The organism is Membranihabitans maritimus (assembly GCF_021729145.1).
In the GTDB taxonomy this organism is placed as follows: Bacteria; Bacteroidota; Bacteroidia; order Chitinophagales; family Saprospiraceae; genus Membranihabitans; species Membranihabitans maritimus.
The window spans coordinates 62,033-78,303 of record NZ_JAJSLW010000003.1 but is presented as its reverse complement, the minus strand read 5'-3'; the positions used below and the strand labels follow the sequence as shown (position 1 = coordinate 78,303).

9 protein-coding genes are annotated in these 16,271 nt (G+C 38.3%); all 9 read left to right on the top strand.

The genetic code is table 11. From position 1 onward, the window contains the following. Positions 1–76 precede the first annotated feature (76 nt). The 9 genes from LVD47_RS04230 to LVD47_RS04190 all read left to right on the top strand — a co-directional run bounded on the left by LVD47_RS04230 (position 77) and on the right by LVD47_RS04190 (position 16,246). Positions 77–3,541, top strand: a complete 3,465-nt coding sequence (locus LVD47_RS04230; protein ID WP_236974302.1) for a SusC/RagA family TonB-linked outer membrane protein — start codon at positions 77–79, stop codon at positions 3,539–3,541. Between the two features lie 18 nt (positions 3,542–3,559). Then, positions 3,560–5,197, top strand: coding sequence for a RagB/SusD family nutrient uptake outer membrane protein (locus LVD47_RS04225; protein WP_236974301.1), 1,638 nt, complete (start codon positions 3,560–3,562; stop codon positions 5,195–5,197). A gap of 5 nt (positions 5,198–5,202) precedes the next feature. Further along, complete coding sequence (locus LVD47_RS04220; protein WP_236974300.1) at positions 5,203–6,885, top strand: GMC oxidoreductase; 1,683 nt, start codon at positions 5,203–5,205, stop codon at positions 6,883–6,885. Positions 6,886–6,898: 13 nt separating this feature from the next. After that, entirely contained in the window at positions 6,899–7,402 is a 504-nt protein-coding gene (locus LVD47_RS04215; protein WP_236974299.1) for a gluconate 2-dehydrogenase subunit 3 family protein, read from the top strand. Between the two features lie 39 nt (positions 7,403–7,441). Continuing rightward, positions 7,442–9,175, top strand: a complete 1,734-nt coding sequence (locus LVD47_RS04210) for an amidohydrolase family protein (protein ID WP_236974298.1) — start codon at positions 7,442–7,444, stop codon at positions 9,173–9,175. Positions 9,176–9,186: 11 nt separating this feature from the next. Beyond that, positions 9,187–12,207, top strand: coding sequence for a PVC-type heme-binding CxxCH protein (locus LVD47_RS04205; RefSeq protein WP_236974297.1), 3,021 nt, complete (start codon positions 9,187–9,189; stop codon positions 12,205–12,207). 7 nt (positions 12,208–12,214) lie between these two features. Further along, positions 12,215–13,525 (top strand): neutral/alkaline non-lysosomal ceramidase N-terminal domain-containing protein, encoded by a 1,311-nt coding sequence (locus tag LVD47_RS04200; protein WP_236974296.1) that lies wholly within the window; start codon positions 12,215–12,217, stop codon positions 13,523–13,525. 22 nt (positions 13,526–13,547) lie between these two features. Next, positions 13,548–14,789: a polysaccharide deacetylase family protein gene (locus tag LVD47_RS04195; protein ID WP_236974295.1), complete on the top strand. Its 1,242-nt coding sequence runs from the start codon at positions 13,548–13,550 to the stop codon at positions 14,787–14,789. Between the two features lie 62 nt (positions 14,790–14,851). Beyond that, the gene (locus LVD47_RS04190) at positions 14,852–16,246 is read left to right on the top strand and encodes a GntP family permease (protein ID WP_236974294.1); all 1,395 of its coding nucleotides are present in this window, start codon (positions 14,852–14,854) and stop codon (positions 16,244–16,246) included. Positions 16,247–16,271: the final 25 nt, after the last annotated feature.

Genomic DNA, 16,271 nt, shown 5'->3' with positions numbered 1-16,271 from the left:
CTAAGATACAAAGAAGGCTGTTTATGGTCCCAAATTAATTTTCAAACAATGGATTAAAAAAATAAATTATTAGGATATGAATCGACTACTAACAATTGTTCTGATTTTATGCGCTTTTTTGTCGTCGTTTGCAAAAGGTGGCGGGGAAAGTTATCAGAATGAAAAAATAAAATTGACAGAGGCACTTGATATGATCAGTGTAAGATATGGTGTTTATTTTACTTTTGACCGGGATATGGCATCGGAATATTTGGTCGAGTACAAGGAACAGGAAAATAAGACGGCGGAGGAGGCGATCAACAGTGTATTAACAGGAACAAATCTGGCATATCAAATATTTGATAATCAATTCGTAATTATATACCGCGATGATCCGGGTGGAGTGGAATCGATGAAAAAGATGATATTGCATTTGCAAGGTTTGGTAGATCAAAAAGAAAAGGCGTTTCCTGATAAAAGGAGAAAAGGCAATGCGGTACAACGGTTGGATTTAAAAGCGTTGGATGTCTTAAAATTAAAGCCGTTGGTATTGAATATTGCCGGAAAGGTAGTTAGCGCAGTAGGTGAACCGCTGATCGGTGTGAACATCCTTGTTAAGGGAACGGATCAAGGGACTGCAACAGATTTCGAGGGACGGTTTTCATTCGATGATATTGACGAACAAGCAGTATTAGTCATTTCGTATATCGGGTACCAGACACAGGAAATTTCGGTGGCGGGAAAGACTAATATAACAATTACATTACTAGAGGATTCGCAGACATTGGATGAAGTAGTGGTAGTGGGGTATGGGACGCAAAAGAAGACTTCATTAACTTCTGCTGTTTCTTCAATGGAAGGAGATGAGATTAATTCAATACCCGTTACAGACCTTAGTAATTCTATAGGAGGAAGATTATCAGGAGTTATTGTTAAACAAGCATCTGGTGAACCAGGAGTTGATGGCTCAGATATTTTTGTTCGCGGTGTTTCTACTATTGGTTCCACGCAGCCTTTATTAATTGTTGATGGTATTCCTAGAAGTTTTCAAAATCTGGATCCAAACTCTATTGAAACATTCACTGTCTTAAAAGATGCCGCCGCAGTGGCTCCCTATGGAGTGGCGGGTGCAAATGGAGTTATTTTGGTGACAACTAAAGAAGGTGAAGCCGGTGATGCTGTAATTAATTATAACGGATATGTTGGTTTTCAAAACCCTACCAAGGTTCCTGATTTAGTCAATGGGTATGAATATGCTAGGTTGAAAAATCTTGCTGCTGAGAATGTTGGCCTCCCAAAACCATGGTCTGACGAAGCACTGCAAAAATTCAAGGATGGTAGTGATCCAGATCGATATCCACCATATTACGATGTCTGGGGTGACTTGATAAATAAAAATGCACTATTAACTTCTCACAGTATAGATGTTTCTGGTGGTTCTGAGAATTTTAAGTATTATGCAAATTTTGGGTATCAAAACCAGAAAGGTATGTGGGAATCAACATCGGCCAATAGGTATAATTTATCTTTGAATGTCGATGGCGATATTACTCCGACTACAAAATTATCTGTAAAAATAAATGGATTCAATAAGTTTGCAACTCAACCACCAACAGACAATGATAACTCTATTGGTTCTTCTACTGTCAGAATATTTGAATTAATTAAATATGCTCATCCTGATTTTGGCCCTTTGTTTTATAGTAATGGTATGTTTGGTGCACATGCATCTTCGGCGATATACAATTCTGGTTATCGGGATAGAAATTCTTACAGTGTGTATTCACAAGTGGGCATAACTCAAGATGTCCCATTTTTAGAAGGCCTCAATTTAGTAGGAAAAGTAGCTTTTGATCCCAGTTTTAGTACGCACAAAAAGTGGTCAACACCATTACATGTAGCGAACATTGATGTTTCACAGACTCCATACGTGATAACAGATGCTATCTTTGGAAAAACTAATCCTACACTCTTTCATGACGAAGACAAATCTTTCCAGTTAACGTATCAGGCTGGATTTAATTACAATAATAGATTTGAACAGCATGGTATTGCTTTAACAGGAATATTTGAAGCCATAAATGGAAAAGGGTATTCCTTGGGAGCTTCCAGAAGAAATTATAGCCTTTACATCGATGAGATTAGTATGGGAAGTTCCAGTAATGACGATATGACCACAAGTGGCGGTTCATATGAAACAGGGCAAGTTGGATTGGTTTATCGATTGTCTTATGATTATGACAATAAATATTTATTAGAAGCTAGTGGTCGTTACGATGGACACTATTATTTCGCACCTGAGAAACGATTTGGATTTTTTCCAGCTTTTTCGGTAGGGTGGAGATTGTCGGAAGAAAAGTTTATCAAGGATAATTTTAATTGGCTTGATAATCTTAAAGTAAGAGCTTCTTATGGGGAAGTAGGTGCTTTAGCCGGGGGACCTTTTCAGTATTTGAGTACTTTTGGAGTCCGAGGTCCCGGTTATGTAATTGGTGGGAGTGGGGTTCAAGAAGTTTTTGAAAGATCGGAACCTAACCCTAATATAACCTGGGAACGCGCTAACAAAACGGATATTGGTCTGGAAATCTCTTTGTGGAATGGTTCAGTTAATTTTGAAGCGGATTATTTTTATGAAAAAAGATCTAATATGCTCATTACACCAAATGTAATTACACCTCTAGAATATGGTGTAGGGTTGAGTCAAGTAAATGAGGCCGTTATGGAAAATAAAGGAGTTGAATTTTTAGGTGGTTTAAATCATGATTTTGATAATAATTTCTCCGTTGGAATCAATGGAACATTAACCTTTGCAAAAAATAAGGTTTTAGAAATCTATGAAACTTCAACGACTTATGACAATCCAAATCGGCGTAGAACTGGTAAACCACTCGGGACACAGTTTGGATACCAGGCAATTGGATATTTTCAAGAAACAGATTTTGACCAGGAGGGAAATTTAAATCCAGGAATTGCCAGTCAACCATGGGGCCAAGTTGTGCCAGGCGATATTCGATATAAAGATGCGAATGGAGATGGGCAGATAAATCCTGATGACCGGTTTGCTATTGGAGATCCGAGTACACCAGGTATAATATATGGATTTGCGCCGAATGTCAAATTTAAAGGGGTTACTCTAGAAGTTTTATTTCAGGGTGTAAGTAATACTAGTCATTATTTCGATGGATCGGCCATGTGGCCTTTTTTCAATGGAAGGTCAGCATATACTCAAAATTTTGATTATTGGAGGCCTGATAACAAAGATGCAAGTTTCCCAAGACTTACTCCCGTACCGAATAATAACAATACACAAACGTCTTCAAAGTGGATGTATGATGTATCTTATTTGAGATTAAAGAATGCAAAACTGTCTTATAATTTACCAATGAGTATGACCCAAAGAATTGGTATGGACAGAATGCAAGTTTATGTGAGTGGCCAAAATATACTTACTTGGTCAGGATCGTTCGTAGGTGAATTTTATGATCCGGAAAGTGTAAGTACAGGAGGTTATAATTACCCACATCAGAAAGTTGTTTCAATAGGATTGCAGGTTACTTTATAATCAAAAAAATATTAAACTATGATTCATCAAGATATAATTAAAATTGGAATTGGTTTTTCAATATTTGTGTTGTTTTTTTCTTGTAATGACTTATTAACCATCGAACCTACGACTCAGGTTGGGAATGAAACTTTATGGAGTAATGAGGCCAATGCCGATTTATTTCTTAATAATATCTATTCGGGATTACCCGGAAGTTTTACTACTCATGATCCACCTGAAAACTGGTCTGATAATTCTATGAGTGCACATTCATGGGGATATTCTACTACAACCATAAAAAGTGGAATTTATACTCCTGAAGATGCTCCAAGCCAATGGGGGCAATACAGTAATATTCGAAAAGCTAATTTGTTTATTGAAAATGTAAGTTCAGGGGAGCTTAGTGAAGAATATAAAATTAAGCGATTAGGAGAGGCGAGATTTTTACGTGCTTATTATTATATGTTGTTGTGGACGCATCACGGTGGTGTTCCTATAATCACTGATGTTTTAAATCTATCTGAACAAGGAGATGAAGTGTTTCGAGCTCGAAATACGGCACAAGAAACTTATGAATTTATAGTATCTGAATTAACAGCCATTGAAGCTGATTTGCCATTAGATGTAGAATCTGGTAGAGCAAGTCAAGGAGCGGCAATTGCCTTAAGGGCATGGTGTGAGCTTTATTGGGCTAGCCCATATTATAATTTAGAAAATGATATTTCTAGATGGCAAAATGCTGCTAGTAGCTATAAATCCGTAATAGATTTAGGGGTTTATGATTTATTTTCTGAATACGGAGGACAATTTATGGAAGGAAATAATTGGAATGAAGAAACTATTTTTGCAAAGGCTTATTTAGGAGGTACTGCTTTAGGATCAAGTAGGGAAGGTCTTCAGGGAACATGGATTGTAGGTGGTCAACAAAAATCATGGAGTGGGGTAGATCCTTCACAAGAATTGGTTGACGAATATTTCATGGCTAACGGATTACCGATAGATCATCCTGAATCTGGATATGATCCTCAAAATCCTTATGCAGCTAGAGAAAAAAGGTTCTACGAATCGATTGTGTATGATGGTTCAGAATGGGCTGGTGCAGAAATTGTCATGAAACAGGGAGTTGGTAGCAGGAATGAAACAGATTTGGCTTCAAAAAATGAATCAACTAATACTGGATACTATATTCGGAAGGGGTTAAATCCGCAGTATGCCATTAATGGGAATAACCAACAGAATAGTGGTAATTATATTATTTTTCGATATGCAGAGGTGCTTTTAGGGTATGCGGAAGCACAGAATGAAGCAGTAGGCCCTGATCAGTCAGTTTATGATGCAATTAACAAAGTCCGTTCAAGAGTTGATTTGCCACCATTGGAAGAAGGTTTGACTCAAAATGAAATGCGAGAAGCAATTTATCAGGAACGTCGGGTAGAATTAGCTTTTGAAGATAAACGATATTTTGATTTACTGAGATTGAGATTGGCAGAGGAAAAACTAAATGGAAGTATGCATGCTATGCTGATTGAGGATATTGGAGGAACGTGGACCTATAAAGTAATACCAGCTACTCAAGGCGAAATGGTTTTTAATCCAGAAAAAAATTACTTATTCCCTATTCCACAAAGTGCAATTGACCGAAATAATAATTTAGAACAGAATCCCGGGTATTAAAAACCATGAAAAGTAATTTTTTTGATGCAATAGTGGTAGGTACTGGTATAAGTGGAGGATGGGCTGCAAAGGAGCTATGTGAAAAAGGGTTAAATACGTTGGTTTTAGAAAGGGGGCGTGACGTAGAGCATATTGTCGATTATGATGATATGATTCCACCATGGGATACAAAATATAGAGGGAGAGTCACTAATGAAGATCGTAGAAAAAGTCCCATACAAAGTGGGGTTTATAATTATAATGAAAGATCAAAAAAATATTTTGTAAATGATCTGGATAATCCTTACGTTCAGGACAAACCTTTTGAATGGGCAAGAGGATATCAGGTTGGTGGGCGAAGTTTAATCTGGGGACGGCAATGCTACAGAAGAAGCGAATTGGATTTTGAGGCTAATGCAAAGGATGGTTTTGGTGTTGACTGGCCAATTCGATATAAAGATATTGCACCATGGTATGATTATGTAGAACCTGTTGTTGGCGTATCTGGTTCGATTGAGGGTCTGGCCCATTTACCAGATGGTTTATTTCAGCCTCCAATGCCAATGAATTGTGTGGAGTCCGAAGTGGCTCGAAGAATAAAAGGAAAGTTTGAAGATGGTCGGATGATTATTCATGGGAGAACAGCTAATCATACACGTAAAATTGGAAATAGAGGACCGTGTCAATATAAAGGAAGCTGTGGGGCAGGACATGCCTGTTCCTTTGGAGGCTATTTTTCTAGCAATTCAGCAACATTACCCCTGGCCGCAAAAACTGGTAAAATGACTCTCCGCCCTTTCTCGATGGTACAGGAAATTATCTATGATAAAGAAACGCGTAAAGCCACAGGAGTTAGGGTCGTTGATACCGAAACTTTAGAATCTAGGATATTTCATTCAAAAATTATTTTTCTTAATGCATCGACCCTAAATACTACAGCTATATTATTGAATTCTATATCCGAAGTCTTCCCTACTGGATTAGGCAATAGTAGTGGTCAACTTGGCCATAATTTAATGGATATGCCTTATGGAATGGGAGCTAGAGGGACATTTAAGGGATTTGAAGATAAGTTTACATTCGGAAGAAGACCAACGGGGATTTTTGTTCCGCGTTTTAGGAATATTAATAAGGCTACGGAGCAACAAGATTATGTAAGAGGGTTTACGTATCAAGGTGGAGCAGGAAGAGGAAGGAAAGCCGGTGAAGGATTTGGAAGGGGGTATAAAGAAGAATTGACTAAACCCTCTGAACATTGGAGTATGGCTATCACGGCCTGGGGGGAGCACTTGCCATATTATGAGAATAAAATGTATTTGCATAAGGATAAAAAGGACAAATTCGGCATGCCCGTAATATGTGTGGATTGCGAATTCAAGGAGAATGAAGCAGCCATGGTAAATGATATGATGAACAGTGCAGCTGAAATTTTGGAAATGGGAGGATTGAAAGATATAGAAACTTATAATTGGAATAAGATACCAGGCTCTTGTATACATGAAACCGGTACTGCCCGTATGGGAAATGATCCTGGAACATCTGTATTGAATAGATGGAATCAAATGCATGATGTAAAAAATATTTTTATTACAGATGGATCCGCTATGTGTTCATCAGGTACAACACCTGGTCCATCTATTACTTATATGGCCTTGACTGCAAGGGCCGTGGATTACGCAGTTAAAGAACTTAACAGGAGAAATATATAAATACCTCAATTCTATGGAGCGTAGAAGATTTGTAACGATTAATAGCCTTTTATTGGGTGGTGTAGTCATCGTATCGAATGGTTTGATAACAATTAGCTGTGAAACTAATGTAGAGTCAGAGAAATCATCCATTGACATAAAGTTACTTAATGAATTAGGTGAGATCATAATCCCGAGTTCTAGTACCCCAGGTGCCAAAGAAGCCAATGTGGGTGAATACATTTCTCAAATTGTTCAAGATTGTTTTTCTGAAAAGGAGCAGGAAGGTTTTAATTTGAATATTTCAACTATCAATAATACGAGCCATCGTTTGTTCGGACAATCTTTTTTGGAATGTACCTATAAACAGCGTCATCAATTGGTTCAAAAATTAGATGATTCCGATCCGGGTTTCAAATCATTAAAAGAATTGATTACATCTGCTTTTCTAAGTTCAGAAGTTGGAATGAATCAATTTCTTACATATCATCAAGTGCCCGGGAAATATGTTGGATGCACAGAAACAAGACCTTGGTAAGAAAATTTAAAAGAAAATAAATTTGGAAAAATGACTGAAATGACGAAGCGGAGAGATTTTATTCGGCAATCAGGATGGGTGGGACTTGGGGTATCTACATTAGGTATGGCTGCTACATCACCAAATGGTATTGGAGGGCAAAATAATGATATATTATCTCCAAAATATTCTTCTCAAAATGCTTCCGGCCATTGGAATGTATTTGATGCCAATTGTGTATTAGGTCGACACTTAAAGTTGGGGGAGGAAGGTCTTCATACTTCAGAAGACTTACTTTCTGAAATGGATCATTATGGAATAGCGGAATCACTGGTTTTGGATAGTTTGAGTAAAGAGAATTTCCCTTTGGATGGTAATCAAAGAATAATAGTCGAAACTAGAAATCACAAGAGACTTCATCGCGCCTGGTCTATTGTCCCAACCTGGAAAGAAGAAACCAATCAATCTTCGACACAGTTTGTCAATTCCATGGTGGATAATAATATCAAAGCCGTATTTTTATTTCCGAATCAGTACTTTTTTAAATTATCAGACTGGTGCATTGATGAAATAATTGAACCCTTAGCCCAATACAAAGTTCCGGTGTTTATTAATCCTACGGAAGCTAATGGAAAAGGGGCCGCAGATGCCACAAATTGGGACGAAGTAATTGCTCTTTGTAAGCGTTGGCCACAATTGCCCGTCATTGTAAGTGAAAATAGAATTAGGCGATCTCAACGACTACTATACAAAGCTTTTGATTCTTGCCCTAATCTTCATATAGAACTTAGTGCACTTTGGTTGCATAGGGGAATAGAGTATATATCTGAAAAATGGGGTGCTCATAGGATTCTTTTTGGATCAGGATGGCCGGGTTTTGGACATCATATGACACTTACTAATTTGACTACAGCTCAAATTAGCAATGACAATAAAAAATTAATTGCCGGTGATAATTTACGCAAATTATTAAGCTGGAATCATCCTATTGAAACTGTCAAAGTAGAATTTCCTCCACCGGCGGATGAATATGTTGCTTATGGGCGTTCTGGTATCCGACCCAAGAAGATGACTTTTTTTGATATTCATGGTCATTTAGGAGAATACAATGCTCATTATCATGTACCGAATTCCCAGATCGAAAGGGTGGTTGAAGATATCCAATATTATGGTTTAGAAAAGGTGTGTGTGTTTAGTTTTGCTGGTGTATACAGTGACGAAAAATTTGGTAACGATATAGTGATTGAGGCTTCGAATGAGTATTCTAGTCACCTAATTGGATTTACATTATTGAATCCATTAAGAGGTGAAAAGGAAATGATTAAAGAATTGGAACGAGGGCACAAAAATGGAATGAAAGGTATTAAATTAATTCCATCCTATCAGGGATATCCTGTTGAAGGTAGATTAATTGAAGTCGCTTGTAAATGGGCCCATGCTCACAGACAGATTATTATTAATCATTATTGGGGCTCATCTCAACAGATGGAAAAATTAGTATCTAAATATACTAATGCTTGTTTTGTGACAGCACATACTACGATAGCATATGCGGAGGTAATGAGAAAGTATTCCAATTTATTTGTATGCTCAGTTCCATTACTAACACCTCGAGCTTGTGAAGAGGTAGTAGAAGCTATAGGAGCTGATCGGTTTTTATTTGGAACTGATTTGTTGGATTTGCCAATTGGCTGGGGTCTTGGCCCTATACTCTTTGCCAGACTAAATACTGCCCAGAAGAAAATGATCCTTGGCGAAAATTTGAAGAAAATTTTGAAAAATTATAGCGTATAATTATAAATTAAATGAAAATAGAAAAATCATATATTGTATTTGCTTTTATTGTTCTAAGTGTTTTTCTTTCTTGCGAGAATAAATCTAGGATTGTACCAAATTCCGAATCATTATTATCCTCCTTTGGGCTTGCAGATGGATTTCAAATCGAATTAATTGCTTCAGAGCCACTGATTTCTGATCCTGTTGATATGGAGATCGATGAAAATGGGAAAATGTATGTAGTGGAGATGCACGGGTATCCGTTGGACAAGAGCGGATCCGGGAATGTGAAAGTTTTAAGTGATAGTGACGGGGATGGCAAAATGGATCATTCGGAAGTGTTTGCAGATAATTTAAAGTTTCCAACAGGTGTATTACGATGGAAACAGGGAATTTTAGTTACCGATCCTCCAAATGTCTTGTATTTTGAGGATACTGATGAGGATGGCAAAGCAGACATCCGCGATACCCTAATATCAGGTTTTGCCTTATCGAACCCCCAACATAATTTCAATAACCCGATATTGGGGATAGATAATTGGATTTATATCTCCAATGAACCGGCCATAAAAGCAAAAGTTTATACAGAAGAATTTAGTGATCCGGGTTCAGAAATACGGTTTCACGACGCAAAAAATAATACCGTATTGCCAGTTAATGCAAGTGGGAGGAGAATGAGAATGCGTCCTGATCAACAACAATTAGAAGTGACATCCAGTCGAAGCCAATTTGGTCATACTACGGATCAATGGGGGCATCATTTCTTGACAAGTAATGCAAATCACATATTCCAGGAGGTTATACAGTCTGCCTACCTGGACCGCAATCCCCAATTATTATTATCAAATGCCACGGAGGTGATTTCGAATCACGGTGCAGCAGCTGAAGTTTTCCCAATAACAGAAGATCCGGAGTTTCAATTGCTTACTGATTTAGGAGTTTTTACCTCTGCGTGTGGAATTACTGCCTATTCAGGAGGTGTTTTCCCGAAAGAATTTGAGAATGCAGTTTTTGTAGCAGAACCGGTGGGAAATATTGTACATGTGGATATTGTTGATGAATCGGGTATTTCATTTAATGCATCCAGGAAATATGAGAATAAAGAGTTTTTAGCCTCTAAAGATGCCTGGTTTCGTCCCGTTAATCACTATGTTGGACCTGACGGTGCAGTGTATGTAGTAGATTATTATCGAAGGATTATTGAACACCCTGAATGGATGGCAGAAGAAGTTATCAATTCAGGAAAACTTTATGATGGAATTGATAAAGGTAGAATTTACCGGATTACACCCAAAGGCACTAAATCAGCTAAATGGCCTTCAGAAATGAAACTTGGAAGCTTAAGTAATGATGAGCTTATCACTTTTTTAAACCATGACAATAGTTGGTACAGACAAAACGCCCAACGATTATTGATAGATAGAGGTAGCCCTTCTATTGTGCCGGATTTGGAGCAAATAATTGAATCAGGAAAGTCTTCATTTGGCCGTTTACATGCAGCCTGGACATTAGAGGGGTTGGGGACGTTAAGGCCTGAAAGTATAATTGAATTAATGAAAGATCCTGAAGCCGGAGTTCGTGAAAATGCAATAATCCTTTCTGAAGATTATCTATCTAATAAAGAGATATTGGATGCTCTTACAGCCCTAGAAAATGATCCTAATATACGAGTACGTTTTCAATTATTGTGTTCATTGGGAGAAGTTGATTTGCCAGAAGTAAATGCTGTCCGTCAAAGAATGGTAATTGAAAATATTTCGGAAAAATGGATGCAGATTGCTGCTTTGACGGCTGAAAACCCTCAGCTAAGTGCCTTATTGGATGTTTCAATTGCTAATTTCGTGGAGGATGAAAATGCTTATAACCAATTTATAAAAAACATAGTTTCTGTAATTAGTGCTAACAAAGAGATCAAGGAAATCCAGAAATTGATCAGCCAAAGCCTTACTCCATCTGGAAAAGAAGATGATAATTGGAGAGCTGCCATTCTTCAAGGAATAAACTCGGGTAGTAAGAATATCGATTTTAGTTCTAAAGGGTTGGACAAAGAAAGAAATTTATTAATTAATGGAGTATTTACAGATCCATCCGAAGAAGTTAGGTCTGCGAGTTTGCTATTACTTGAAAACATTGGATTACCAAAGAATAAAATATCCGCAGATGCAGTTTTGAGGTCTTTTGAAGCAATTCGAAAGAAGAACTCACCTCAGAATGATAGAGAAAGAGCAATCGGCTATCTGGCTCTTGCTAACCATAAGAGCTCTTATCAATTATTGGAAGGTTTGTTAGTTCCTGAAGAAAATACGCGAATTCAACAGGCAGCATTAAAATCGATGTATAAGTTAAAGGGAACAGAATTTATTAGATATTTGATTAAAAAATGGCCATCAATGACTCCGGGACTAAGAGATGAGGCTGTGAAAATTATGTTATCTGCAGAAGAAGGTCGGCGAATATTGATAAATGCCCTGGAAAACCAGCTTGTGGATCCCTCTGCTATTAAATGGCCACAAAGAGTGGGGATGATGGCTCAAGCAAATGATGAATTGAGAAAAAGGGCAAGAATGATTTTTTCTGATGGAACTACAGACGATGAAAAACAGGCACTTTTGGATGAGTATCAGGAGGTAAAAGATATGGAAGGTAATGCAAAAAGGGGCCTAAAAGTATTTGAGCTTAATTGCGCCCTATGCCACCAGATTGGTGGGGAATTTGGAACCGCATTTGGTCCTGATCTTGCTAGTATCCGGAATAGGAAATCAGAAGCCATTGTCAAAGATATATTGGATCCAGGTCTTTCTATAGCAGATGGATATGAATTGTGGGAAGTTACCTTGAAGAATGGGGAGGTGAAGCAGGGAATAATTTCTTCTGAAACTGGAAATTCTATTACTTTGAGAGTGCTCGGGAATGAAGATGAAGTCATTGGCAGAGAAAATATTGAGCGTCTTGAGTCCAGGAACATATCAGTTATGCCCACTGGATTAGAAAATCAAATCGATGTTCAAGCAATGTCGGACCTCTTAACATTTATTAAACAATTAAACTGAAAGTATCATGAGATGGAATTTAGGAATATTGAGTTTGTTAATTATTTTTAGTTTAGGAATAAATCCAACTCCAGGTAGTAGCCAAATTTTTCAATCGGCTGTAGTTAAAAGAAATATTACACCTGATAATTCACAGAATTTATTGGGCTACGGGGCTCGAACGTCTACAGGTGTTAATGATTCGATTTACCATAGAATTTTGGTTATGGATGATGGAAAAAGTGAATTTTTTCTGGTGTCGAGTGATATTTGTCTGGTTTCACCATCCGAATATGAACGAGTAAAGGCCATGGTGATGAAAGAATTTGGGATTAATGGAAACCAATTTTGGTGGAGTGTGACCCATACGCATTCTGCCCCTGAGGTTGGACCTCCCGGGTTGCCCGAAGTATTCCTTGGAAATAGATATGAGCATAACTTTGATACAGCTTATACTAATTTTACGGTAAGGGAATTGTTGTCGGGATTAAGAGAGGCCAGGAGGTTGGTGCAACCCTCGGAATTTGGAGTAGGTTGGGGATTTTCCCAAGCCAATATTAATAGAAGAGCTCGAGACATAAATGGTCATACCAGGTTGGGAATGAATCCCGATGGTCCGGTAGATAGGAAGATCGGTATTTTGAAAATTGTGGAGAAGGGAAGTGGTGATCCTATTGCTCTTCTTTCCAATTATGCGATTCACGGAACGGTAATGAGCGGTCAAAATCTGTTAATCAGTGGGGATGCCCCAGGCGTCGTTTCTCAATATGTGGAAGAAAAAACAGGTGCTCCTTTACTGTTTATTAATGGGGCAGCAGGAAATATAGCTCCTATTTATAGTGTATATCCAAGTCCTGGTGCTGGTCATTTGGAGGAATTCAAAGTTTTATTGGGAGACAAAATTTTGCAAGCCCAGGAAGCGATTGTTGCTAACCGAAATGATGTTCATTTTGAGTTTGGAGAGTTAATTATGAAGACACCACGGAAAGAAGGGTTGGGCTGGCCTTCAGATTTAGATAAGTTTAATGAACAAACAGCAAATGGACAAAATACAATATTACTCCCGATACAATTTTTGAAGATCAATAAGGATATTGGGATATGGGCAGCGCCCCTGGAATTATTTTGTGAATTATCAAATGAAATTCGTGACCGTTCACCCTTTCCTTATACCTTTTATTTTGGATATACAAATGGTTGGCTCGGATATATGTTAACCGAAGAAGAAGTGGGTTATGGAGGATATGAGCCAACGGTTTCACCCTACAGACCTGAAGCAGGGAGACAATTAGTCGAAACAGTCTCTGCTTACCTGGAAGGTGAATTGTTAAGTAAATAATACATTTTAAAACTCTATAATTATGCGGACTCTAATCAATATTCATCTTCGAAGAATTTCACTGGTATTAGTATTAATTGTTTACCAGCAATCAGGGTTTGCTCAAAAACCTGATTTTCCATGGCCTGACGGGAAGCGGATGGCTTTGAGCATAAGTTTTGATGATGCACGTGCCAGTAATCCAACAGGAGCTGCTTTGCTTAATGAATACGACGTTCAAGCTACATTCTATGTCCTCCCCGATCGTGTCAAGGCCAATGTGCCCGGATGGGAAGCCACTGTAAAGTGGGGACATGAAATTGCTAACCATTCTGTTCATCATCCTTGTAGTGGCAATTTTGGTTGGACCCAGCCTTTGGAAGATTATACTATGGACAGAATGAAAAAGGAATTGGAACAAGCAAATCATGAAATTCAAGAGATACTGGGAGTAGAGATGGTTTCCTATGCATACCCCTGTGGACAAACAACAATTGGAAAGGGGGCTAAGTCACAAAGTTTTATTCCACTCATATCAGAACTGTTTTTGACAGGAAGAGAATGGCTGAGTGAAGCACCGGTTGATCCGTGGTATTGCGATATGGCAGCATTGACAGGAATGAAAATGGATAATAAGGATTTCAAAGAAATTCTCGATTTAATTGAAACGGCTTCTAAAAAAGGGCAATGGCTGATTCTTGCAGGACATGAAACCTCGGATCAGGGCAATCAGACTACTTATTTATCGATGTTACGCCAATTATGCGAATACGCCAAGGATTCAGCCAATGGTATTTGGATTGCACCCGTAGGGACAGTCGGACAATATGTCAAAGAAAAGAGAGATGAAATGTTGGGAAGCATTAATATTCCACAAATAACATATTCTTCCAGTAATGAACCTATTGAGTTGCGGGCAATAAATGGAAGAGGGATTGGACCTGAAATAGAATATATGCCTGAGTGGGAGGCTTTTGGGTGGTTTACAGGAAAGGACTATGTTGAATGGGAAATGGATGTGTCCATGCCAGGAAAATACGCAGTAGAGATGGAATGGTCAGTGTCGGATGAAGAGTCAGGAAAAAATTTTATATTGGAGACTGAAACTGACGAAGTAGAAGGAGCTGTCAAAAAGACTGGATCCTGGGAAACATTCCGCAAGATGGAGATTGGAGAGTTAGAATTGGAAAAAGGCTATCAAAAAGTGGTATTCAGGCCAGCTAAGGAATTTAAAGGAGGTGCATTACTGGATCTTCGAAAAATAACATTTAGGCCAAAAAAATAACTCATACGACTTAAATAGACTTTATTGCATTTTAATCCTTTGTAAATTATTAGTAATAATAGATGGATGTAGTTTTAATACTGGTACCTCTTATTTTTCTTATGATCATAGCGTATCGCGGGGCCAGTGTTATCGTATTTGCTCCTATTGCTGCCATGTTAGGGGTATTGTTTTATAATCCAGAGTGGATACCGGCCTTTTTCTCAGGAATCTTTATGGAGCGACTTGCCGGGTTTGTCCGACTTTATTTACCGGTTTTTTTGTTGGGAGCTATTTTTGGCAAACTCATTGAATTGTCGGGGTATGCTCAGTCAATTACTCAGACGATTATTCGCTGGTTGGGACCAGATCACTCGATATTGTCAATTGTCTTGGTGGGAGCTATTTTGACATATGGAGGTGTATCGTTATTTGTTGTTGTATTTGCGCTATACCCGTTTGCCTCGGATCTTTTTAAAAGTGCTAATATCCCTAAGCGGTTGATTCCAGGAGCGATTGCTTTAGGTGCCTTTACATTTACAATGGACTCTTTCCCGGGTACGCCCCAGATTCAAAATATCATTCCTACTGCGTTTTTTAATACAGATGCATGGGCTGCTCCTGTGTTGGGGTTGATGGGCGGGATATTGACATTCCTGATTGGTATGTATTATTTAAATCGTCAAAAAACCAAGGCATTTCAGAGAAGTGAAGGGTATGGGACCAATCATAAAAATGAGCCTGAGCAAAGGTCAATACATTCCATTCCGCCTTTGTATATAGCAGTGTTACCTTTGATTTGTGTTGGCTCATTTAATAAATTACTGGGCTTATTATTCGACAGCTATTATCCTGATACCATCGATTTTTCACGTATTGGAATTGACAATGTCCACTCCATTGAGGTCTCATCAATATCGGCTATATGGGCTGTTTCCGGAGGGTTAATTATTGGGATATTGGTAGTGATAATATTTTCATTCAATAAAGTGAAAACCCACTTCAATTCGGGCTTGAGTGCCTCAGTCGGAGGTGCTTTATTAGCTACCCTCAATACGGCTTCGGAATATGGTTTTGGCGCAGTGATTGCTTCCCTTCCTGCATTTAAATCGGTTAGTTCTGGTTTGGGACAACTTTTTAAGGATCCATTAATAAATGAAGCGGTGACTACTACGACTTTGGCTGGTATTACTGGGTCTGCATCTGGTGGGCTGAGCATAGCGTTGGCTTCAATGAGTGACCATTATATTAGACTGGCGGATCAGGCTAATATTCCACTTGAAGTATTTCACAGGGTGGCTTCAATGGCCAGTGGAGGGATGGATACCTTGCCACATAACGGAGCTGTAATTACTCTATTAGCAGTTACGGGTTTAACTCACAGAGAGTCCTATAAGGATATTTTCTTTCTCACTATTCTAAAGGTTTTGATCGTGTTTGTAGTGATTGGATTATATTATAGTACCGGGTTGGTATAAAAAAATGGATTGAACGAATTAAATT

What these genes read in the sequence shown, in the direction of transcription:
- LVD47_RS04195 (WP_236974295.1), top strand. Translation starts at nt 13,548, where the DNA reads ATGCGGACTCTAATCAATATTCATCTTCGAAGAATTTCACTGGTATTA.
- LVD47_RS04220 (WP_236974300.1), top strand. Translation starts at nt 5,203, where the DNA reads ATGAAAAGTAATTTTTTTGATGCAATAGTGGTAGGTACTGGTATAAGT.
- LVD47_RS04200 (WP_236974296.1), top strand. Translation starts at nt 12,215, where the DNA reads ATGAGATGGAATTTAGGAATATTGAGTTTGTTAATTATTTTTAGTTTA.
- LVD47_RS04205 (WP_236974297.1), top strand. Translation starts at nt 9,187, where the DNA reads ATGAAAATAGAAAAATCATATATTGTATTTGCTTTTATTGTTCTAAGT.
- LVD47_RS04225 (WP_236974301.1), top strand. Translation starts at nt 3,560, where the DNA reads ATGATTCATCAAGATATAATTAAAATTGGAATTGGTTTTTCAATATTT.
- LVD47_RS04215 (WP_236974299.1), top strand. Translation starts at nt 6,899, where the DNA reads ATGGAGCGTAGAAGATTTGTAACGATTAATAGCCTTTTATTGGGTGGT.
- LVD47_RS04210 (WP_236974298.1), top strand. Translation starts at nt 7,442, where the DNA reads ATGACGAAGCGGAGAGATTTTATTCGGCAATCAGGATGGGTGGGACTT.
- LVD47_RS04230 (WP_236974302.1), top strand. Translation starts at nt 77, where the DNA reads ATGAATCGACTACTAACAATTGTTCTGATTTTATGCGCTTTTTTGTCG.
- LVD47_RS04190 (WP_236974294.1), top strand. Translation starts at nt 14,852, where the DNA reads ATGGATGTAGTTTTAATACTGGTACCTCTTATTTTTCTTATGATCATA.